The 19,753-nt window shown below is 66.5% G+C and carries 20 protein-coding genes and 1 pseudogene; 15 read left to right on the top strand and 6 right to left on the bottom strand.

The window, feature by feature from the left end:
* Positions 1 to 52: 52 nt before the first annotated feature.
* From V5G24_RS18745 to V5G24_RS18730, 4 genes are all read left to right on the top strand, one after another.
* Entirely contained in the window at positions 53 to 829 is a 777-nt protein-coding gene (locus V5G24_RS18745; protein ID WP_394085647.1) for an SDR family oxidoreductase, read from the top strand.
* A gap of 100 nt (positions 830 to 929) precedes the next feature.
* Positions 930 to 2,387 (top strand): 3-isopropylmalate dehydratase large subunit, encoded by a 1,458-nt coding sequence (gene leuC / locus V5G24_RS18740; RefSeq protein WP_394085648.1) that lies wholly within the window; start codon positions 930 to 932, stop codon positions 2,385 to 2,387.
* Positions 2,384 to 2,992 carry a 3-isopropylmalate dehydratase small subunit gene (gene leuD, locus V5G24_RS18735; RefSeq protein ID WP_394085649.1) on the top strand — a complete coding sequence of 203 codons (609 nt, stop codon included), beginning with the start codon at positions 2,384 to 2,386 and terminating at the stop codon, positions 2,990 to 2,992. The genes leuC and leuD overlap by 4 nt, the downstream gene beginning before the upstream one ends.
* The gene (locus V5G24_RS18730) at positions 2,980 to 3,900 is read left to right on the top strand and encodes an alpha/beta fold hydrolase (protein ID WP_394085650.1); all 921 of its coding nucleotides are present in this window, start codon (positions 2,980 to 2,982) and stop codon (positions 3,898 to 3,900) included. The genes leuD and V5G24_RS18730 overlap by 13 nt, the downstream gene beginning before the upstream one ends.
* Before the next feature lie 8 nt (positions 3,901 to 3,908).
* Here the strand turns inward: V5G24_RS18730 and V5G24_RS18725 are convergent, their stop codons facing one another.
* Positions 3,909 to 4,901, bottom strand: a complete 993-nt coding sequence (locus V5G24_RS18725; RefSeq protein WP_394085651.1) for an SDR family oxidoreductase — start codon at positions 4,899 to 4,901, stop codon at positions 3,909 to 3,911.
* Between the two features lie 99 nt (positions 4,902 to 5,000).
* Positions 5,001 to 5,507, bottom strand: coding sequence for a YciE/YciF ferroxidase family protein (locus tag V5G24_RS18720; protein ID WP_394085652.1), 507 nt, complete (start codon positions 5,505 to 5,507; stop codon positions 5,001 to 5,003).
* 250 nt (positions 5,508 to 5,757) lie between these two features.
* Here V5G24_RS18720 and V5G24_RS18715 point away from each other — a divergent pair, with 250 nt between their 5' ends.
* Entirely contained in the window at positions 5,758 to 6,027 is a 270-nt protein-coding gene (locus V5G24_RS18715) for a DUF2934 domain-containing protein (RefSeq protein ID WP_394085653.1), read from the top strand.
* Positions 6,028 to 6,115: 88 nt separating this feature from the next.
* Here V5G24_RS18715 and V5G24_RS18710 read toward each other — a convergent pair whose 3' ends face one another.
* Complete coding sequence (locus V5G24_RS18710) at positions 6,116 to 6,316, bottom strand: hypothetical protein (protein ID WP_394085654.1); 201 nt, start codon at positions 6,314 to 6,316, stop codon at positions 6,116 to 6,118.
* Positions 6,317 to 6,547: 231 nt separating this feature from the next.
* Here V5G24_RS18710 and V5G24_RS18705 point away from each other — a divergent pair, with 231 nt between their 5' ends.
* Entirely contained in the window at positions 6,548 to 7,408 is an 861-nt protein-coding gene (locus V5G24_RS18705) for a DUF2189 domain-containing protein (protein WP_394085655.1), read from the top strand.
* Positions 7,409 to 7,487: 79 nt separating this feature from the next.
* Here the strand turns inward: V5G24_RS18705 and V5G24_RS18700 are convergent, their stop codons facing one another.
* Complete coding sequence (locus tag V5G24_RS18700) at positions 7,488 to 7,727, bottom strand: hypothetical protein (protein WP_394085656.1); 240 nt, start codon at positions 7,725 to 7,727, stop codon at positions 7,488 to 7,490.
* 210 nt (positions 7,728 to 7,937) lie between these two features.
* On the opposite strand from V5G24_RS18700, the gene V5G24_RS18695 reads away from it, so the two are divergent.
* Complete coding sequence (locus V5G24_RS18695) at positions 7,938 to 9,533, top strand: gamma-glutamyltransferase family protein (protein WP_394085657.1); 1,596 nt, start codon at positions 7,938 to 7,940, stop codon at positions 9,531 to 9,533.
* Between the two features lie 298 nt (positions 9,534 to 9,831).
* Positions 9,832 to 10,542, top strand: coding sequence for a L,D-transpeptidase (locus tag V5G24_RS18690; protein WP_394085658.1), 711 nt, complete (start codon positions 9,832 to 9,834; stop codon positions 10,540 to 10,542).
* 272 nt (positions 10,543 to 10,814) lie between these two features.
* Here the strand turns inward: V5G24_RS18690 and ilvA are convergent, their stop codons facing one another.
* Positions 10,815 to 12,446 carry a threonine ammonia-lyase, biosynthetic gene (ilvA, locus tag V5G24_RS18685; protein WP_394085659.1) on the bottom strand — a complete coding sequence of 544 codons (1,632 nt, stop codon included), beginning with the start codon at positions 12,444 to 12,446 and terminating at the stop codon, positions 10,815 to 10,817.
* Between the two features lie 430 nt (positions 12,447 to 12,876).
* Between ilvA and V5G24_RS18680 the strand changes: the two genes are divergently transcribed.
* From V5G24_RS18680 to V5G24_RS18650, 7 genes are all read left to right on the top strand, one after another.
* Positions 12,877 to 13,518 (top strand): HAD family hydrolase, encoded by a 642-nt coding sequence (locus V5G24_RS18680; RefSeq protein ID WP_394085660.1) that lies wholly within the window; start codon positions 12,877 to 12,879, stop codon positions 13,516 to 13,518.
* A 1-nt stretch (position 13,519) separates the two neighbouring features.
* Positions 13,520 to 14,674 (top strand): alanine racemase, encoded by a 1,155-nt coding sequence (locus V5G24_RS18675; protein WP_394085661.1) that lies wholly within the window; start codon positions 13,520 to 13,522, stop codon positions 14,672 to 14,674.
* Between the two features lie 11 nt (positions 14,675 to 14,685).
* Positions 14,686 to 15,063: a RidA family protein gene (locus tag V5G24_RS18670; RefSeq protein ID WP_394085662.1), complete on the top strand. Its 378-nt coding sequence runs from the start codon at positions 14,686 to 14,688 to the stop codon at positions 15,061 to 15,063.
* 61 nt (positions 15,064 to 15,124) lie between these two features.
* Complete coding sequence (locus tag V5G24_RS18665; protein WP_394085663.1) at positions 15,125 to 15,928, top strand: ABC transporter ATP-binding protein; 804 nt, start codon at positions 15,125 to 15,127, stop codon at positions 15,926 to 15,928.
* The gene (locus V5G24_RS18660; RefSeq protein ID WP_394085664.1) at positions 15,912 to 16,763 is read left to right on the top strand and encodes an ABC transporter permease; all 852 of its coding nucleotides are present in this window, start codon (positions 15,912 to 15,914) and stop codon (positions 16,761 to 16,763) included. The genes V5G24_RS18665 and V5G24_RS18660 overlap by 17 nt, the downstream gene beginning before the upstream one ends.
* A gap of 12 nt (positions 16,764 to 16,775) precedes the next feature.
* Positions 16,776 to 17,714 (top strand): ABC transporter substrate-binding protein, encoded by a 939-nt coding sequence (locus tag V5G24_RS18655; RefSeq protein ID WP_394085665.1) that lies wholly within the window; start codon positions 16,776 to 16,778, stop codon positions 17,712 to 17,714.
* A gap of 37 nt (positions 17,715 to 17,751) precedes the next feature.
* Positions 17,752 to 18,465, top strand: coding sequence for a GntR family transcriptional regulator (locus V5G24_RS18650; RefSeq protein WP_394085666.1), 714 nt, complete (start codon positions 17,752 to 17,754; stop codon positions 18,463 to 18,465).
* A 178-nt stretch (positions 18,466 to 18,643) separates the two neighbouring features.
* On the opposite strand, the pseudogene V5G24_RS18645 reads toward V5G24_RS18650, so the two are convergent.
* Positions 18,644 to 19,742, bottom strand: a pseudogene (locus V5G24_RS18645) (ABC transporter substrate-binding protein).
* Positions 19,743 to 19,753: the final 11 nt, after the last annotated feature.

Genomic DNA, 19,753 nt, shown 5'->3' with positions numbered 1-19,753 from the left:
CGGCGCCGCGCGGACCCAATCAAAAACGGCGAAACGCCGAGGGAGAGACGCCATGGACATGGGAATTGCCGGCCTGCGCACCATCGTGACGGCCGGGGCCGGAGGCATCGGCCTGGAGATCGCCCGCGCCTTCGCCCGCGAGGGCGCGCGGGTGGAAGTGTGCGATGTGGACGAAGCCGCGCTCGCCGCTCTGCCGCAGAGCGACCCGACGATCACCGGCAGTTTCTGCGACGTCGCCGACCGCGCCGGCGTGCAGGCGTTCATGGATGGCGCCCTGTCGCGCCTCGGCGGGCTCGACGTGCTGGTGAACAATGCCGGCATCGCCGGACCCACGGGCCGGGTGGACCAGATCGACCCCGCCGATTGGGACCGCACGCTCGCCGTGGACATCACCGGCCATTTCAACGTGACGCGCCTCGCCGTGCCCGCGCTGAAGGCGAGTTCCAATCCCTCCATCATCGGTCTGTCCTCGGCCGCCGGGCGGTTCGGCTTTCCCTTGCGCTCGCCTTATGCGGCGGCGAAATGGGGGGTGATCGGCTTCATCAAGTCGCTGGCCATGGAGCTGGGCGAATTCGGCATTCGCGCCAATGCGATCCTGCCCGGCTCGGTGGATGGGCCGCGCATCCGCTCGGTGTTCGAGAACAAGGCGCGCGAGCGGAACATGTCCATGGCCGAGGTGCAGGCCATGGCGCTTTCCGCCACCTCGCTGAAATGCCTGATCCCGCCCCAGCATCTCGCCAACATGGCGGTGTTCCTCGCCTCTCCGCTCGGCGCGACCATTTCCGGCCAGGCGATCGCGATCGACGGCGACATGCAGATGCTGGTGTAGCGCCGGGCGTCAATGCCGGGCTTTGTATGCCGAGCCTTCATGCCGGTTCGCGCACGCATTCATGCGCAGCTTGCATCACCCCTTAGCGGCGATCCGGTGCATGATCGCCGCCGAAGCCGGACGAGCAGAGAGCGGGACCGTGGCGAAAACCCTTTATGACAAGCTGGTGGACGCCCACACCGTCCGCCGCCTCGATGCGGACGGGCGGCAGGTGCTGCTTTATATCGACCGCACCGTGCTCAACGAATACACCAGCCCCCAGGCCTTCACCGGCCTGCGCGAGGCGGGGCGGCCCTTGTGGCGGGCCAAGGCGGCGCTCGGCACGGTGGATCATGTGAATTCCACCGCCAGCGCCCGCACGGCCCGCATGCCGGATGACGACGCGCAGCGCCAGGCGGTCTATTTCGCCGAGAATTGCCGGGATTTCGGCATCGAATTGTTCGACGTGCTGCACCCCCAGCAGGGGATCGAGCATGTGGTGATGCCTGAGATCGGCCTCGTTCTGCCGGGCCTGGTGATCGCCGCCGGCGACAGCCACACCACCACCTATGGCGCCTTCGGCACGCTCGGCTTCGGCATCGGCACCTCCGACATCGAGCATTATCTCGCCACCCAGACATTGGTGTATCAGCGCCTGAAATCCCTGCGCGTGACCGTCTCCGGCCGCCTCGGGCCGGGGGTGCGGGCGAAGGACATCGTGATGGCGCTGATCCGCGACATCGGCGCGTCGGGGGCGACGGGCTCGGCGGTGGAATTTGCTGGCGAAGCCATTTCCGCGCTCAGCATGGAAGGCCGCATGACCCTCTGCAACATGGCGGTGGAATGCGGCGCGCGCGGTGCGCTGATCGCCCCGGACGAGACCGTCTTCGCCTATCTGAAGGATCGCCCGCGCGCCCCCAAGGGCGCGCTGTGGGAGCTGGCCGTTTCCCGCTGGCGGCAGCTTGCCAGCGATGCGGATGCGGTGTTCGACCGCGAAGTGGCGATCAATGCCGCCGCCATCGCCCCCATGGTGACCTGGGGCACGAGCCCGGACCAGGCCGCGCCCGTCGGCGGGCAGGTGCCGGACCCGGCGCGCGAAGCCGATCCCGACCGGCGGCGCGACATGGAACGGGCGCTCGCTTATATGGGCCTTGCGCCCGGAACCCGGCTGGAGGAGATCGCCATCCAGCGCGCCTTCATCGGTTCGTGCACCAATGCCCGCATCGAGGATCTGCGCGACGCCGCGAGCGTGGTGCGTGGCCGCACGGTGGCGCCGGGCGTGCGGGCCATGGTGGTGCCGGGATCGAGCGCGGTGAAGCGGCAGGCGGAAGAAGAAGGGCTCGACCGGATCTTCGCGGACGCGGGCTTCGAATGGCGCCAGTCCGGCTGCTCCATGTGCCTCGCCATGAATGATGACGTGCTGGGCGCGGGCGAGCGCTGCGCCTCCAGCACCAACCGCAATTTCGAGGGGCGCCAGGGCGCGGGCGGCCGCACCCATCTCATGAGCCCGGCCATGGTCGCGGCGGCCGCGCTCGCCGGCCGTATCTGCGATCCGCGCCCTTATCTTGGAGAAGGATGATGCAGCCGTTCACCCTGATCGAAGGCATCGCCGCGCCGCTGCCGGCGGCCAATGTCGATACCGACGTCATCATGCCCAAGCAATTCCTGAAAGGCGTCGACCGCTCCGGCCTGAAGGAAGGCGCCTTCGCCGCGCTGCGCTATGGGCCGGACGGCACGCCGCGCGCCGATTTCGTGCTCAATCGCGATCCCTGGCGGGCGGCGTCCTTCCTGGTGGTGGGCGAGAATTTCGGCTGCGGATCGAGCCGCGAGCATGCGGTGTGGGGGCTCTCGCAGAACGGCATCCGCGCGCTGATCGGCACCTCGTTCGCCGGCATCTTCTTCGACAATTGCGCGCGCAACGGCCTGCTCGCGATCACCCTGCCGCAGGAGGACGTGGCGCGGCTCCTGGCGCGCGTGGGCGATCCCGAAACCTGCCGGATCGTCATCGACCTGCCGCACCAGACCATCACCGCCGCGGGGCTTTTGCTTCGCTTCGAGATCGAGCCGACGCGCAAGGACGCGCTGGTGCGCGGGCTCGACGCCATCGGCACCACCTTGCAGGCGCGCGACGACATCGCCGCTTTCGAAACCGCCTATCTCAAGGGGAATCCATGGCTGGCCTGAGCGAGACCCCCGGTACCGTTTCGCTGGGCCCGGCGCCCCTCATGGAGGGGTTCGAGCTGCTGGACGTGGATGTGGGCGGCGGCATCATCATTCGTGCCGCCAAGGCGGGGGAGGGGCCGCCGCTACTGCTGCTGCACGGCCATCCCCAGACCCATGTCACCTGGCGCAAGATCGCTCCGGTGCTGGCGCAGACCCACACCGTGATCGCCGCCGACCTGCGCGGCTATGGCGACAGTTCCAAGCCCGAGGGCGGGGAAAACCACAAGGCCTATTCCAAGCGCGAGATGGCGAAGGACCAGATCGCGCTCATGCGCCGCTTCGGCTTCGATCGCTTCGCCTTGGTGGCGCATGATCGCGGCGCGCGGGTGGCGCACCGCATGGCGCTGGATTTTCCGCACGCCGTGGAGCGGCTCGCCCTGTTCGACATCGCCCCCACCGCCACCATGTATGCGCGCACCGACAAGGCCTTTGCCACGCGCTATTTCTGGTGGTTCTTCCTGATCCAGCGCTTTCCCTTGCCGGAGCGGATGATTGGGAATGATCGCGAATACTTCCTGAACGAGCATATCGCCGCGCAGATCAAGATTTCCGGCGCCACGGAGCCGGCCGCTTTCGCCGAATATTTGCGCTGTTATACGCCGGAGACCATCCACGCCATCTGCGAGGATTATCGCGCCGCCGCCACCATCGATCTCGAACACGATGCCGCTGACGCGGACACGCGCATCACCGTCCCGCTGCTCGCCTTGTGGGGCGGCCTCGGCACGGTGGGCGCGCTTTATGACGTGCTGGAGACCTGGCACGAGAAGGCGGACGACGTGCGCGGTCGCGCGCTGCCCTGCGGCCACACGCCCCAGGAAGAATGTCCGCGCGAGACGCTGGCGGAATTACACGCCTTCCTGGCCTGAACGACGGCTCAATAGCCGCCGATGATGGGCAGGATCTCCCCCGTGATGAAGCTTGAGCATTGCGGCGAGGCGAGGAAGACATAGGCGGGCGCGATCTCCTCCGGTTGCGCGGGTCGCTTCATCTTGGTTTCCGCGCCGAACTGGCTCACATCCTGCGCATCCCGGTCGGCCGGGTTGAGCGGGGTCCAGACCGGACCGGGCGCCACCGCATTGACGCGGATGCTGCGCGGCAGGAGCTGGCCGGCGAGCGCGCGCGTGAAGGCGTGGATGCCGCCCTTGGTCATGGAATAATCCAGCAGGTTGGCGCTGCCCATGATGCCCGTGACGGAGCCGGTATTGATGATCGATCCGCCGGGCCCGATATGCGGCGCCGCCGCCTTGGCCATGTTGAAATAGCCGTAGAGATTGGTCTTCAGGGTGCGGTCGAACTGCGCCTCGTCGAGATCCTCCAGCATCTCGCCATGCTGCTGGAAGGCGGCATTGTTCACCAGGATATCGAGCTTACCGAAGCTTTCGACCACGCTCTCCACCGCCTTGCGGCAGAAGCCGGCGTCGGCGACATCGCCGCTGATGAGCAGGCACCGCGCGCCTTCCTGGTCCACCGCGCGCTTGGTCTCCTGCGCATCGGCGTGCTCGTCCAGATAGAGAATGGCGACGTCCGCGCCTTCCCGCGCGAACAGGAGCGCGACCGCGCGGCCGATGCCGGAATCCGCGCCGGTGATCAGCGCGGCCATGCCCTTCAGCTTGTCCGACCCCTGGTAGAAAGGCGCGTCATAGAAGGGCGCGGGATCGAGCGCGGCTTCCGCGCCCGGCTTGGGCTGATGCTGGCGGGGCAGGGGCGGGACGGGATAGGCGCGCGCGCCGGTCTGCGGGGCGCCGGTCTGCGCGGGGTCCGACTTTTCGTCCGGCCGCACCGCCTCCTTGTGTTCGGCACTCTTCTGGATCTGACGATAGTCCGCGCTGGTCCGCGAGGCTTCGACCTTCGAGGCGCTGGCGCTCATGGCGTGCTCCATGTGGTTCATGCGCAATGGTTTCGCGAGCAGGTGGGGTTTCACGAGCGGTGCGGTGCCGGCGGGCAGGCCGCCGGCACCGGGCGCGGCTTATTCCGCCGCGCGGATGTTGAGCTTGGACTCGGCGATGGAGGTCAGCTTCTTGTCGGCCGCCTTTTCCTCGTCGAGATTGCGCTGGAGCACGCTCGCGCAATCGGCGCGGCCGAGGCGCTTGGCCCAGGCGATGAGCGTGCCGTAGCGGGTCATCTCATAATGCTCCACCGCCTGCGCGGCGGCGGCGAGCGCGGCGTCGAGCACTTCCTTGTCCTCGATGTCACCGGCGACTTCCTCGGCTTCCTTGATGATGCCGTCGATCGCCGGGCAGGTGACGGTCTTGGCCGCCGCGCCATGCATGGAGAACACTTCCTCCACGCGTTTCACATGGCCCTCGGTCTCCTTGAGGTGCGCCTGGAAGGCGGCCTTGAGCTGGGGATCGCTGGCCTTGTCGATCATCTCCGGCAGCGCCTTGAGGATGCGCTTCTCGGCATAATAGATGTCGCGCAGGGTGTGGACGAACAGATCATCCATGGTCTGAATGTCTTTGGAGAAGAAGCCCATGGTGCGGTCCTCGCTGGTGGGGATTTGTAGCCGGACGCTCCTGCGCCCGCTGACCCCTTAAACCCCACCTCGTCCGCGTTGTTCCGAAATTTGATGAATTCGCAAGCTGTGACCACGCAATAGAGTGGTATTTATTTTAAGCGTGGCAGTCATGTTTCTCGCTATTATTGATCTTGACCTCTGCGTTATGTCGGGAACACGGCGTGCCACCCGCAAGTTCTGCTGCCGAAACCCACAGGAGGTTACGTGCATGGACGAAGAGCAGGACAAGATCCGCCAGAAGGCTTACCAGATCTGGCAGGAAGAGGGGTGCCCGGAAGGGCGCAGCGATGTGCATTGGGACATGGCGCGCGAATTGGTGGCGCAGCAGGAAAATTATCTGTCCACCACCAAGCCGGTGGGCGACGCCGAGGGCGGGGCGGAGGAATCCACCATCGCGCTCGACAATCAGGGGGATTTTCCCACCCTCACGGACCAGGGGGAAATGGAAGCGCCACGCAAGGTACGCCCGCGGCGGTAGCAGGTGCGATCGAACCGGTGCGATCGAACCGGTGCGATCATGCGGGCCGGCACCCGGCGCGGCCCGCTTTTCCAAGCATGCGGCGCGCTCATTCGGGCGGCGGGACGGGATCTTCCCCCGGCCGCCCGCTGGGCTGGTCCTCGCCGCGCTTGGCGATGCCGATCAGCGCGGCTTCGCGGTTGGGATAGGGGCCCGAGACGGGCGTGTCATCGGACGACACCGCCCACCAGCCGCGTTGAATACCGTGCGCGCGGGCGCTCTGGTCATCGAATTCCTTCGGGAACAGCATCTTTGCCTCCGTCTCTCTGTGCTTTTTGAACGCGCGCGGGCAAGAGGCCGTTCCCCGGCGTTTCCCATTCGTCACGGCGGGCCTCAAGGCGCGCCTCATGGCGGGGCTGACAAGATGTCGCAGGACGCGTACACTCGTCGCAAGGGTGTCGCGGCGTGGTTCGTGGCCTTGCGCAGCGTGCGCTTTCCCCCGGCTCCGCGACGTCCCGATCGATCATCGGGAGGAAGCGCCATGACCATCCGCAATCCAGTCGAGTGGAGTGCCGAGCAGGTGCGGCTGACGTTCAATGCCGCGCGGGCGGCGGGGGCGGCGTTCGTCCCCGCGCGGGAGGCGATCAGCGCCCCCATGCCGCGCGCGCGCCGCATCACCTATGGCGACCTTTGGGACAGCCTGCGGCGCGGCATGGGCGATTTCGGCGCCTGCCGCAGCGATATCGTGTTCATCTGCGTGGTCTATCCGCTGGCCGGCCTGGTGCTGGCGCGGATCGCGCTCGGCTACGGCATGTGGCCGCTGCTGTTTCCGCTGGTGTCGGGCTTTGCCCTCATCGGCCCGTTCGCGGCGGCCGGGCTCTATGAGATGAGCCGGCGGCGCGAACAGGGGCTACCGCTCTCCTGGCGCGACGGCTTCAAGGTGTTCGCCTCGCCCTCGCTCGCCCCGATGGTGGAACTCGGCCTGGTTCTCACGCTCATCTTCGGCCTGTGGCTGGTGGCCGCCATGGCGATCTATGCCGCCACGCTCGGGCCGCAGATGCCGGCCTCGCTCGCGGCCTTCGCGGACGACGTCTTCACCACCCCGGCCGGCTGGGCGCTGATCGTGTTCGGCGTCTCGGTGGGGGCGGTGTTCGCGGTGGTGGTGCTCACCATCTCCGTGGTGTCGTTTCCGCTGCTGATCGACCGGCGGGTGTCGATGGGCACGGCGGTGCGCGCCTCGATGGACGTGGTGCTGCTCAATCCCATGCCGATGCTCGCCTGGGGCCTGATCGTCGCCGGCGCGCTGCTGCTCGGCGCGCTGCCGGGGCTGATCGGGCTGATCGTGGTGATGCCGGTGCTCGGCCACGCCACATGGCATCTCTATCGCAAGGCCGTGCGCTGACGGGCGGGGCGGGCGGCCGGTGACGTCACCCGCGCACGCTTCGGCTTTCCCGCGCTAAGGACGGGGCGCCCGCACGGGTTCAATAAGGCGCGACGGCCTCGGCCTGGGCGGCCTTGCGGGCATAGATCAGCGTGAGATACAGCGCCGGGACCGTGAACAGGGCCATCAGCACGTATTCGCCGATATTGCCAAGGTTGAAGAGCCCGCCGAGCGCCCAGCCGGCGGCGATCGCCGTCGCGACGGTCTGGCACGCCACGAACAAAGTCGCACTCGCGACCGTCAGCATGTGCCGGCTTTTTGCCCGCTCCTGCATACTCATCTCCTGCCATCCGCGCCGGGGCGCGGGCTTGTTTCGGTGAGGCGTCCGCCGCGCGCTGCCCGGTCGCTTTCCCCGAAGCGCCGGCGGCCGGCGAAAATGTCGGTTGCCTCCGTCCCCCCATGCTTTATTGCCCGCAGCCGCAAGACGCAACGTCGGCGACGTCACGGCGCCGGCACCGGCGCCCGCAGGACCTGCCGGCTGGAGGATGAAATGATCCACGAGAGCACGCATGCCGGCCGCGGCATGGTGGCCGCCCCGCACGCTTTGGCGGTGGAAGCCGGCCGCGAAATCCTGCGGGAAGGCGGAAACGCCATCGAGGCGGCGATCGCCACCGCCGCCGCCATCGCCGTGGTCTATCCCCACATGAATCACCTCGGCGGCGACGGCTTCTGGCTGATCCGCGAGCCCTCGGGCCGCGTGCGCTATATCGAGGCGTGCGGCTTTGCCGGGGCGAAGGCGACGCAGGCTTTCTATCGCGAGCGGGAGTGCGAGACGATTCCGCAGCGCGGGCCGCTCGCCGCGCTCACCGTGCCGGGGGCGGTCGGCGGCTGGGACCTGGCCTTGGAGGCGGCGCGCAGCTTCGGCGGCAAGCTCAGCCTCGCCCGCCTGCTGGAACCGGCGATCCTGCATGCCCGCAACGGCGTGCCGGTGACGTCATCGCAAGTGCGCCTGACCGCCGAGAAGGCGGGGGAGATGGGCGCATCCCCCGGCTTCGCCGAGACCTTCATGCCCGGCGGCAAGGTGCCGGAACTGGGGCAGGTGCTGGCCCAACGCACGCTCGGCGATACGCTGGAGCATCTGGCGCGCGCCGGGCTGGACGATTTCTATCGCGGCGACGTGGGGCGCGAGATCGCCTCCGACCTGGAGCGCATCGGCGCGCCGGTGACGCGGGCGGATCTCCTCGCCTATGGCGCGGTGGTGCGCGCCCCGCTGTCGCTGCAACTTGTCTGCGGTACGCTTTATAATGCGCCGCCGCCCACCCAGGGGCTGGCCTCGCTGCTGATTCTCGGCCTGTTCGAGCGGCTCGGCGTGACGCGGGGCGAGGGCTTCGCCCATGTGCATGGCCTGGTGGAGGCCACCAAGCGGGCGTTCCTGGTGCGCGACAAGGTGGTGTGCGACTTCGACCAGCTCAAACACGATCTTTCCGCTTTGCTTTCGCCCGCCGCGCTCGATGCGGACGCGGCGAAGATCGACATGCATCGCGCCTTGCCCTGGCCGCAGCCGGCCCAGCCGGGCGATACCATCTGGCTCGGCGCGGCGGACAGCTCGGGCCTCGTGGTGTCCTATATCCAGTCGATCTTCTTCGAGTTCGGCTCCGGCTGCGTGCTGCCGGCGACCGGCGTGCTGATGCAGAATCGCGGCGCCAGCTTCTCACTGAACCCCAAGACGGTGAACCCGCTCCAGCCCGGCCGCCGGCCGTTCCACACGCTCAATCCCGCGCTGGCGGTGCTGCGCGACGGGCGCATCATGGCCTATGGCACCATGGGCGGGGAGGGCCAGCCGCAGACCCAGGCGGCGGTGTTCACCCGCCATGTGCTGTTCGGCGAAGGGCTGGGCGATGCGATCGCGGCGCCGCGCTGGCTGCTGGGCCGCACCTGGGGCTCGGTCACCACCAGCCTGCGGCTGGAATCGCGCTTCGATCCCGATCTGGTGCGCGACCTGGAGCGGGCCGGCCATGTGCTGGAGGTGCTGCCGGAGGCCTATAGCGACACCATGGGCCATGCCGGCGCGGTGATCCTCCATCCGCGCGGCCATCTGGAAGGCGCCCACGATCCGCGCGCCGACGGCGGCGCGGCGGGTATCTGAGGCGCTTGCGGCGCGATCTCGATCCACCCGGCGGGGAGGGCGTGCCGGATCGCGGGCGCCCCTGCTGCGACCCCTGCCGCCACGCCTTCGGCGCGAGATGGAGCGCGGATTTGCGAGGTGGGGCGGGGGCGAACCAACGGCCGTCCGCATAAGTCACGCTGGGGCCTGCGCTTATTTTCGCACCAAAAGCCGAGCTTGCCAGCCGGGCCGAGTGGCGGCAATGTCTGCCCGGAAGACGCCCGGCGGATGTAGGATGGGGTATCATCTCACCAGGCAGCAAGACACGGGAAGTTTCAGGATGATGATGGACGCTCGGAACGCCGATGTCGGCACGGGGAACGCGCGCGCTGCGCTCGGGCGCGGGGCGGGGCTTCTTACCCGTCGGTCGTTTCTCGCCGGCTCTGCCGTCAGCCTCGGCGCGCTGGCGCTGGCCGGTTGCTCGACCACCGACTATATGAGCGTCGCCGAGGCGCAGAAGGTCTACGGGCCGCTGCCCAATGAGAAATTTCCGATCCCGGCGGTCGATGTCGCCAAGGTCAATCCGAAATATTTCCGCAAGACCGTTCCCTACGAGACCAAGGAAGCGGTCGGCACGATCATCGTCGACCCCAGCAATTACTACGTCTATCGTGTCGAGGACGACGGGAAGGCCACCCGCTATGGCGCCAATGTCGGCCGCGCCGGCTTCCTGTGGAACGGCGACGCCTATGTCGGGCGCAAGAGCGAATGGGCGACCTGGACGCCGCCCAAGGAGATGATCAAGCGCCAGCCGGAAGCGGCCAAATGGGCCAACGGCATGCCGGGCGGCCTCGACAACCCGCTCGGCGCCCGCACGCTTCATCTCTATCAGAACGGCGTCTACACGCTGTACACGATCTATGCGTCCAGCGATCCGGAGTCGATCGGCTCCGGCGTCACGAGCGGCTGCGTCGGCCTGCTCAGCCAGGACATGATCGAATTGTATGACCGCACGCCGGTCAAGACCAAGGTGGTCGTGCTGCCGGCCTGAGGGCCGATGGCCTTTCATGGCTTGACGCCGTTGCAGCAGAATATCGTCATGCACGGGCTCGTCCCGTGCATCCACGCGGCACTGCCGGCATCAGATTTTCAAGGCCCGCGCGGTCGGCCCGGCGTGGATGGCCGGGACAGGCCCGGCCACGACGACCGGTGACAGAAAGACATTTGCGGCACCTGCCGCCCGGCGCCTCGACGATCCGCCACGCCGCTGAATGTCGATCCGCCTAGCGCCATGCCGACATAAACGGTTTCGCGCGAAACCGCCTATCCGGCCAGGAACTGGCGATAGGCGGGATTGGAGGTTTCGTCCCAATAGGGATAGCCGAGGCTCTCCAGCCATTGGGTGAACCGCGTCAGCGTGTCCGGCGCCACCTGGATTCCCGCGAGAACGCGGCCGTGGTCGGCGCCGTGATTGCGATAATGGAACAGCGAGATGTTCCATTCCGGTGCAAGGCTCTCCAGGAAGCGCGACAGGGCACCCGGCCGCTCGGGGAATTCGAAGCGATAGATGAGCTCGTTGTCCAGCCCTGGCACGCGGCCGCCCACCATGTAGCGCACATGCACCTTCGCCATCTCGTTGTCGCTGAGGTCCATCACCTCATAGCCGGCGCCGCGCAGCAGGGCGATGACCTCCTGCTTCTCCTTCTCGCCGCGCGCAAGCCCGATGCCGACGAAGATGCGCGCCGGTGAATCCGGGCCGGCGAAGCGATAATTGAACTCGGTGATGGAGCGCGTGCCGAGGGTGCGGATGAACTGGCGATAGCTGCCGGGGGTCTCGGGGATGGTCACGGCCAGCAAGGCTTCCCGATGCTCGCCCACTTCCGCCCGCTCGGCGATGGTGCGCAGGCGGTCGAAATTGAGATTGGCGCCGCTGTTGATGGCGATGAGGCTGCCGGTGCGCGCCCCGCCGCGCTCCACATAAGCCTTCAGGCCGGCGAGGCTGAGCGCGCCCGAGGGCTCCGCGATCATCCGCGTATCGTCGAATATGTCCTTGATGGCGGCGCAGATGGCGTCGGTGTCGGCGGTGATGACTTCGTCGAGGAATTCCCGGCAGAGGCGGAACGTCTCCCGGCCGACCTGGCGCACCGCCACGCCATCGGCGAACAGGCCCACCTGGTCGAGCATGACCAGTTCGCCGGCGGCGAGCGCCGCTTTCATGCTGGCCGCATCCGTCGGCTCGACGCCGATGACCTTGGTGGACGGGCTGAGGAACTTCACGAAGGCGGCAACGCCAGCAGCCAGCCCGCCGCCGCCGATCGGCACGAAGATCGCCTCGATGGGATCGGGGTGCTGGCGCAGGATCTCCATGCCCAGGGTGCCCTGGCCGGCGATCACGTCCGGATCGTCGAACGGATGGATGAAGGTCAGGTCCCGCTCGGCCTGGATTTCCTTGGCCTTGAGCTGCGCCTCGTCGAACGCGTCGCCGTGCAGCACGACGGTTCCGCCGAGCCGCTTCACCGCTTCGATCTTGATGCTCGGCGTCGTGCGCGGCATCACGATGATCGCATCGACGCCGAGCTTTTTCGCCGCCAGCGCGACGCCCTGCGCATGATTGCCGGCCGAAGCGCAAATTACGCCCCGGTCGAGCACCGCGCGCGGCAATCGCACCAGCTTGTTGTAGGCGCCGCGCAATTTGAACGAGAAGACCGGCTGCAGATCCTCGCGCTTGAGATGCACCTGCGCGCCCAGCCGCTCGGACAGGCGCGGCATCAGATCGAGCGGGCTTTCTATGGCGACGTCATAGACGCGGGCGGACAGGATACGCTGGACGTAATCATTCATGGACACTGCGGAAGGCTCCATCGCAGGCAGCACAGCGTGCGCCACACGCGCGGGCCTTATAGGCATTGGCAGCCATCTTGGCCAGCTTGGCGCCTCCCCGTGGGTGACCTTCATAACATCTCCAGGAAAGCCGCGCGGCAGGCGAGGTGGCAGACAATCCGACATGCGACGCCGCCGAGCCGGCTCCGGCGGATGAAGCGTTGCACGATGTCTTGTGCGGGCCGTAATCCTTCGACGCATCCTTCCATTGCAAGCCATCGCGGAACACAGAGACGATCCCGCCGCCACCCGCCGGTCATCGACCCGCGGCACGGCGTGGGACAGGGGAAAGAACGGCGAGATGCGCGCCATCTGCGGTTCGCTCCGCAGGAACAAATCGCTTATGCCAGCCTCGTCGCCGGAGGCTGTTAATCGCAGATCGAGCCCGATAATAGGTCCTGAGCCTCGATACAGCGCCGCTCCATGTCGGTCGCTATCGGCATCGGCAGCAGCGGAAATTGACACAGGAAAATCTCATGTTACATGTAACACGTAGGAGATGCCCATGACGGATTTTGCTGAGGCGGCGCACGCCACCCGTTACGAGGCGGTCGTGTTCGACCTGTTGACTGCTCTCATCGATTCCTGGTCGTTGTGGAACGACATCGCCGCCTCTCCCGAGGACGGCCTTGCCTGGCGCCGCAAATATCTCGAGCTGACCTATGGCTGCGGGATCTACCGGGCCTATGAGGACATCGTCCGCGACGCGGCCCTTGCCGCCGGCTTCCCCGGCCATTGGGCCGATGACCTGGCAGCCCGCCAGGGCGAACTGAAGCCTTGGCCCGAGGCGCAGGGTGTCCTCGCCGCCCTCGGCCAGAAAGTGCCGCTCGGCATCGCTACAAACTGTTCGCGCGCTCTCGGCGCCGTCGCAGTGTCCCGTACCGGCATTGATTTTGCCGCCGTCGTGACCGCCGAGGATGCGGGCTATTACAAGCCTCGACCTGAGCCCTACCGAGCTGTGCTGGAGAAGCTCGGCACCGATCCGAAGAAGACGCTGTTCGTGGCAGGCTCGGCCTCCGACGTGCCGGGCGCCAAGGGCGTTGGGATGACAGTCTACTGGCACAACCGCATCGGCTTGAGGCCCGTGGACGGCGTCCGCCCGGAATATGTCGCCGATTCCCTCGAGCCTCTCCTGCGGCTGGTGTGAGATGGATACCCGCGACGTCCCTCTTCCGCTTCTTCTGAGCGAGATCGAAACCCCGGCGCTCCTTCTGGACCGGGCCCGGCTGGAAGCCAATGCGGCCCGCATGCGGACGCGCTGCGCGGCGCTCGGCGTGCGCCTGCGCCCACACCTGAAAACCGCCAAGTCGATCAATGTGGCGTGCGTGGCGCTCGCCGACGGCGCGCCCTGCCTCACCGTCTCGACCCTGAAGGAGGCGGAATATCTCGCGGCCGCCGGCTATGCCGATATCCTCTACGCCACCGCGATCGCGCCTCAGAAGCTCGCCCACGCGGCGCGCATCCAGGCGGGCGGCGCGGATCTCCTTCTGGTGGCCGACAGCTTGGCCGTGGTCGAAGCTGCGGAGGGCTTCTGTGCCCGGTCCGGCACGATCCTCTCCTTCTTGGTGGAGATCGACTGCGGCGAGCACCGCAGCGGCCTCCTGCCCGATCAGCCGGAGGTGGTGGAGCTTGCACGTGCCATCGCTGACGCGCCGCATCTGAGGTTCCGGGGCGTGATGACCCATGCGGGCCATTCCTATGCCAGCGATAAGATCGCGGACGTTGTTCGCACCGCCGCCGCCGAACGCGACGCCGCGGTGAAAGCGGCGGAGGCGATCCGCGCCGCGGGCATTCCGGTGGAGATCGTTAGCGTCGGCTCGACGCCAACGGTGCTCCATGCGGACCATCTCCATGGTGTCACCGAGGTGCGGTGCGGCATCTACATGTTCTGGGATCTCGCCCAGGTCTCGCGGCACATATGCGGTCTCGACGACATCGCGGTTTCGGTGCTCGCCACCGTGATCGGCCATAACCGTGCCGCGCGAGCGCTGATCCTCGATGCCGGCGCGCTCGCTCTCAGCAAGGATCTCGGCGCCAACACGTTCCTGCCGGATGTTCGCTACGGCTATGTCTGCGATGCCGCGACCGGTCAGCGCCTCGGCGCGCTCAGTGTCGCTTCGGTGCACCAGGAGCACGGCCATGTGCCGGTGGAGGACCCGGCCTGGTTCGACCGACTCCCCGTCGGCGCGACGGTAAGGATCCTGCCCAATCACGCTTGCCTGACCTGTGCGGCCTACGACCGTTACGAGGTGGTCGAGCAGGGAATTGTCACGGGCCGTTGGCCGCGCATCAGCGGCTGGTGAGAGGACGACCAATGCAGACGCTGACACGGGTGATGACCCTCGCCGCCCCGCGCCCCGGCGGCCATTACGAGCAAGCGATCGTCGCCGGAAACACGGTCTTTGTCTCTGGCCAGCTCGGTGTGCTGCGCGGCGAGGACCCAACCCGCCCGCTCCGCGCGCAGACCCTGTTCGCGCTCGCCAACATGGAGGCGGTGCTGATCGCTTCCGGCTGCGACCGCAGCCGCGTCGTGAAGACCACGGTCTATGTCTCGGACATCGCCGATTGGGACGAAGTGAATGCCGCCTATGCCGATTTCTTCGGCCACCACAGGCCGGCGCGCTCCGTGGTGCCCGCAGGTCTCCTGCATTTCGGCGCAAAGCTGGAGATCGAGGCCATCGCGGTCATCTGAACAAGACGGAACCGGATCCCAGAATTCGGGAAACAGTAAAAACCAGAACGGGAATGAGCATATGAAACAGCTTCAGGCGCGGGCCCTCCCGGCCGCGGCGGAGCCCATGCTGTCCGTGCAGGGGCTGCATCTGGGCTATCGAACCGGGGCCGTCACGGTCACGGCGGTAAAAGACGTGGACTTCACCGTCGGGCGGGGCGAGACGGCGATCCTTCTCGGCCCCTCGGGCTGCGGCAAGTCCACAATACTGAAGGCGGTGGCCGGCTTCCTGAAGCCGCTCCAGGGCACCTTCACGGTGGCGGACCGAAGCGTCTCCAAGCCCGGTCCCGACCGGGCCGTCGTGTTCCAGGAATTTGACCAGCTCTTTCCCTGGCGCACGGTGCTCGACAACATCGCCTATCCCCAGCGCCGCATCGGACGCAGCCGAGCGGCGGCGGACGCCCGGGCCCGCGACCTGCTCAAGCTCATGAAGCTGGAGCATGCTGCGGATCGCTTCCCCCACCAGCTGTCCGGCGGGATGAAGCAGCGGGTCGCCATCGCCCGCGCCCTCGCCCTCGACCCGGCGATGCTGCTCATGGACGAGCCGTTCGGCGCCCTCGATCCCCAGACCAGGCTGCGCCTGCAGCTGGAGTTGATGGAGATCGTCCAGCGCTCCAAGGCCACGGTCCTGTTCGTCACCCATTCCATCGCCGAGGCGGTGCTGCTGGGAGACGACATCATCATCCTGGAAGGCCAGCCCTCCGGAATCCGGGAAATCGTCGATGCACGCGCGGCGCGGGAGCCTTCCTCTCCGCTGGCGCTGGAAATCGGCCGCCATGTGGCGGGCGTGATGGGAGAAGGAGCAAGCCATGTCCATGGCGACTGATGCCACACCCTCCCGCGGGCCCTTCGCCGGGCTGCGCTGGGCCATCTTGCCCGTCGGCCTGCGCCGGGCGTTGCAATTCCTCATGATCATCGCGGCATGGGAGATCTACACCCGCTATTCCGGCGTCGACCCGCTGGTGTTTCCCCCGCCCGCTCAAGTCGCGGAAGCGCTGGTGGAGGGCTGGAGCTCGGGGCGCCTCGCCCAGGCGACGCTCACCACGTTGGAGCTGCTCGCCATCTCGCTCGGCATCGGCATGACGCTCGCCGTGGTCTTCACGGTGCTCGCGCGGGTCTCCACCTTCGCGGACGATGCGGTGGAACTGCTCACCTCCATGCTCAACCCGCTGCCCTCCGTGGCCATGCTGCCGATCGCGCTGATCTGGTTTGGGCTCAATGTGAATGCCCTCATCTTCGTGGTGGTGAACGCGGTGCTGTGGCCTGTGACACTCGCCCTTTCCACCGGCTTCCGGACCGTGAACCAGACGCTGGTCAATGTGGGTCGCAATATCGGGCTGAACTGGTGGCGGATGATCACGGACGTCCTGTTCCCGGCAGCGCTGCCTCATACCATGACCGGCATCAAGACCGGGCTCGGCTACGGCTGGCGCACCATCATCGCCGCCGAGCTCGTGTTCGGGGTTTCGGGCGCGAAGAGCGGGCTTGGTAACTTCCTGAACGATGCCCGCTATTTCCTGCGTACCGACGAGGTCTTCGCCGGGATCATATCGGTGGCGCTCATCGGCATCGTCCTGGAGATCGCGCTCGCCGCTGTCGAGCGCCGCACCATCGTGCGCTGGGGCATGAAGCAACAATCTTCCACAGAGACCGCCAAATAAGGGAGCAAGCCCATGATTTCGCGTCGATCGCTCTTTCTCGGTGCCGCCGGCCTCCTATGCGCACCCGCTCTCGTCCGGGCACAGGCGGCGAAGGTGACCATCGCCATGCTGCCGGGTCTGTCCTACGCTCCACTGCTGATTGCCAAGAACCGCCGGCTCCTGGAAGCTGCGACAGGCAATGTAGAGGTGGAATGGAAGACCATCTCCTCCTCGGCCGCCATCCGCGAGGCCATGCTGGCGGGCGACGTGCAGGTGGGAGCGGGCTCGGTCGCCCCTTTCCTGATCGGCCGCGACCGGGGATTCAAGGTGAAAGCAGTGTCGGTGCTGAACCGCACCAATCTATGGCTCGTCACCAACGACCCGGCCATCACCTCGGTGAAGGACTTCAAGCCCGAGCAGAAGATCGCCGTGCCGGCGCCCGACACCAACCAGGCCTTCGTGCTGCGCAAGCTGGCGGAGCAGGCGTTCGGCAATGCCCGTGCGCTTGATGCCAACATGCTGGCCATGCCGCATCCAGACGCGCTCCAGGCGATTATCACCAACCAGATTGCCGGTTATGTGTCGTCGCCCCCCTTCCAGTCTCAGGCGGTCGCGCGGGGCGCGCGTAAGATCGCCGACAGCAAGACGGCGTTCGGGGACTTGCCCTTCGCCATCTCCTTCGCCACCGAAAAGTTCGGTGAGGCGCGGCCGGACGTGGTAAAGGCGCTCCAAGGTGCCATCGCCCAGTCCATCGAGCTGGCACGCAAGGACCCAGGAGCGGCGGGGCGTCTTATCGCCGGGGATTTCGGCGGGCGGATGACACCGGAGGAGGCCGCGAGGTTATTGCAGGATCCCGACACTGACTTCACCGACAGCACGGCGGGAATCGAGGCGCTTGCTGCCTTCATGAAGCAGACCGGCTTCCTGCGCACCGCAGTGAGCGGCATCGGCGAAGTGACATTTCGCTTCTGATGATTGAATTGAACCGACCAGGGACCCGGGGACAAGAATGGGCAAGCTGCCGAAACTGAGGCCGGCTGTGCGGCTGGTGGATGCTGTCAGTGAAACATTGAAGGAAGCCATATTCGAGGGAGCGTTGAAGCCTGGGCAGCAATTGAGCGTGCCCGAGCTTTCCCGCCAATTGGATGTCTCCCGCAGCCCGGTGCGCGAGGCGGTCCTCAACCTTGTCGCCAACGGCCTTGCGGTGGAGCAGCCTCGCAAGGGCGTGGTGGTGGTGACCATCGAGGCGAGCGAACTCCTGGAGATCCACCAGGTGCGGGAGTTCGCGGAGGCCCTGTCCGCCCGCCTGTGCGCCGAGCGCATCGACGACGCGCATGTCGCGCTCCTCCGTCAGATTCTGGACCAGCAGGCGGAAAGCGTCGAGCAGAACGACGCGGACGCCTATTTCAGCTCCAATGCCCAGTTCCACGAACTGATCGGGAGGCAGGCCGGAAACCGGCGTCTCTATGACCTGCTCCAGACGCTGGAGGGGCAGATGCGCGTTGGCCTGAAGCGGGTGTCCGGCGACGTGGAGCAGCGTCGCCGCGCGCTCAACGAGCACCGGGAAATCCTCGAGGCCATTGCCCAGCGCAAGCCGGATGCCGCGGAGGCCCTCATGCGACGCCATATCTCCGCCACCAAGCTGCAGCTCGAAGCTTCGCTGACGTCCAAGCGCATACCCGCTCCCGGCGCTGCTCTGAAAATTCCGGAAAAGTATAGATAGATAGAAGCTCTGCCGAAAGCTCTGGACCATTCCCGGTCCGAGGCAATGAAAGAAGGCATTTGCCGGTTGTCCTGGCGAGGTGGTTCGGCCGCGGGCCGGAGCCGCGCGGCTGCATCAAGCTCGCCACGGGAGCTGTTGCCCTCCAGTGGAGGGGGTTCCCTTCACCCCGGACACGGACCTATCTCGCGACGAGCGGACATTTGCTTTCCGAAAGCGGACGGAAGGCCGCGTTGCCAGGAACGACCTTGACGAGTTTCAAATAATCCCAAGGATACTTGGACTCGGCTGGCGACTTCACCTGCCAAACATACATGTCGTGTGTCATCATGCCATCTTCGCGCAGCTTGCCGTTTTCGGCGAACATGTCGTGGACTGGCAGCTCCCGCATCTTGGCGAGCACCGCCGCGGTGTCGTCAGTGTCAGCGGCCCTGACCGCGCAGATAGTGGCGGACCGCGGAGTAGAGACCCGCATGCGCCATGGTCGGCATCATTTTACGCTTGTCGAAGAAGCGCTTGGACCATGCGCGCGTTGCGTCGGTGCGATCCCAGTAGAAAGCATTCGTCAGATACATGCCCCGGGCGGTCTGAAGGCCCAGGGCGTTGATGTCGCCGATGAATGCAAGAGCGCCCACCATTACCATTGACGTGTTGAGCCCGAATTCGACGGCCTGCTTGATTGAGTTGACCGTGTCCGCTCCGGCGCTGGCGAATGCGATGACGTCGGCGCCTGAGCCCTGCGCCTTCAGCAAAAAGGATGAAAAATCGTTGGTTCCGAAGGGATGCAGCGAATCGCTGAGCAGCTTGCCTCCCGCGTCGACGATGCCGATCTTGGCATCATCCCGCACCGAGCGACCACCCGCATAGTCCGCCGTGACGAAATACCATGATTTATGTCCCTGCCGTGTCACGGTATCGGCGGTAATTCGGGATGTCGCGTATGTATTATAGGTCCACTGGATCAGGTTAACCTGGCAATTCTCTTGAGACAGGCTGTTTTGACCGGATGCCGTGGCGATGACCAACTTGTTCATTGCCGGTGCCAGCTTCGAGACGGCGAGCGAGACAGAGGCGCCGGCAATGTCCGTCACCATGTCGACGCCTTCCCATTCCATCCAGCGCCGGGCGGTCGCCGTCGCGACATCGGCCTTGCTCTGGTGATCAGCGCTGACCAGCGTGATCTTGAAGTCAGGCTGCTCAGTTGCGATGAAATCATCGATGGCCATCTGCGCGGCAAGCACCGACCCAGGACCGACGAGGTCCGCAAATACGCTGCTCATGTCGGTGAGAA

Origin of the sequence: Roseixanthobacter finlandensis (genome assembly GCF_043195105.2) — a bacterium.
Lineage (GTDB): Bacteria > Pseudomonadota > Alphaproteobacteria > Rhizobiales > Xanthobacteraceae > NCEH01.
Note: the sequence above shows the minus strand (reverse complement) of the source record. Positions and strands in the feature narration are given on the sequence as shown.

Coding starts and splice junctions, on each gene's coding strand:
- V5G24_RS18745 (WP_394085647.1), top strand. CDS start 53: ATGGACATGGGAATTGCCGGCCTGCGCACCATCGTGACGGCCGGGGCC.
- leuC (WP_394085648.1), top strand. CDS start 930: ATGATCGCCGCCGAAGCCGGACGAGCAGAGAGCGGGACCGTGGCGAAA.
- leuD (WP_394085649.1), top strand. CDS start 2,384: ATGATGCAGCCGTTCACCCTGATCGAAGGCATCGCCGCGCCGCTGCCG.
- V5G24_RS18730 (WP_394085650.1), top strand. CDS start 2,980: ATGGCTGGCCTGAGCGAGACCCCCGGTACCGTTTCGCTGGGCCCGGCG.
- V5G24_RS18725 (WP_394085651.1), bottom strand. CDS start 4,901: ATGAGCGCCAGCGCCTCGAAGGTCGAAGCCTCGCGGACCAGCGCGGAC.
- V5G24_RS18720 (WP_394085652.1), bottom strand. CDS start 5,507: ATGGGCTTCTTCTCCAAAGACATTCAGACCATGGATGATCTGTTCGTC.
- V5G24_RS18715 (WP_394085653.1), top strand. CDS start 5,758: ATGGACGAAGAGCAGGACAAGATCCGCCAGAAGGCTTACCAGATCTGG.
- V5G24_RS18710 (WP_394085654.1), bottom strand. CDS start 6,316: ATGCTGTTCCCGAAGGAATTCGATGACCAGAGCGCCCGCGCGCACGGT.
- V5G24_RS18705 (WP_394085655.1), top strand. CDS start 6,548: ATGACCATCCGCAATCCAGTCGAGTGGAGTGCCGAGCAGGTGCGGCTG.
- V5G24_RS18700 (WP_394085656.1), bottom strand. CDS start 7,727: ATGAGTATGCAGGAGCGGGCAAAAAGCCGGCACATGCTGACGGTCGCG.
- V5G24_RS18695 (WP_394085657.1), top strand. CDS start 7,938: ATGATCCACGAGAGCACGCATGCCGGCCGCGGCATGGTGGCCGCCCCG.
- V5G24_RS18690 (WP_394085658.1), top strand. CDS start 9,832: ATGATGATGGACGCTCGGAACGCCGATGTCGGCACGGGGAACGCGCGC.
- ilvA (WP_394085659.1), bottom strand. CDS start 12,446: ATGAAGGTCACCCACGGGGAGGCGCCAAGCTGGCCAAGATGGCTGCCA.
- V5G24_RS18680 (WP_394085660.1), top strand. CDS start 12,877: ATGACGGATTTTGCTGAGGCGGCGCACGCCACCCGTTACGAGGCGGTC.
- V5G24_RS18675 (WP_394085661.1), top strand. CDS start 13,520: ATGGATACCCGCGACGTCCCTCTTCCGCTTCTTCTGAGCGAGATCGAA.
- V5G24_RS18670 (WP_394085662.1), top strand. CDS start 14,686: ATGCAGACGCTGACACGGGTGATGACCCTCGCCGCCCCGCGCCCCGGC.
- V5G24_RS18665 (WP_394085663.1), top strand. CDS start 15,125: ATGAAACAGCTTCAGGCGCGGGCCCTCCCGGCCGCGGCGGAGCCCATG.
- V5G24_RS18660 (WP_394085664.1), top strand. CDS start 15,912: ATGTCCATGGCGACTGATGCCACACCCTCCCGCGGGCCCTTCGCCGGG.
- V5G24_RS18655 (WP_394085665.1), top strand. CDS start 16,776: ATGATTTCGCGTCGATCGCTCTTTCTCGGTGCCGCCGGCCTCCTATGC.
- V5G24_RS18650 (WP_394085666.1), top strand. CDS start 17,752: ATGGGCAAGCTGCCGAAACTGAGGCCGGCTGTGCGGCTGGTGGATGCT.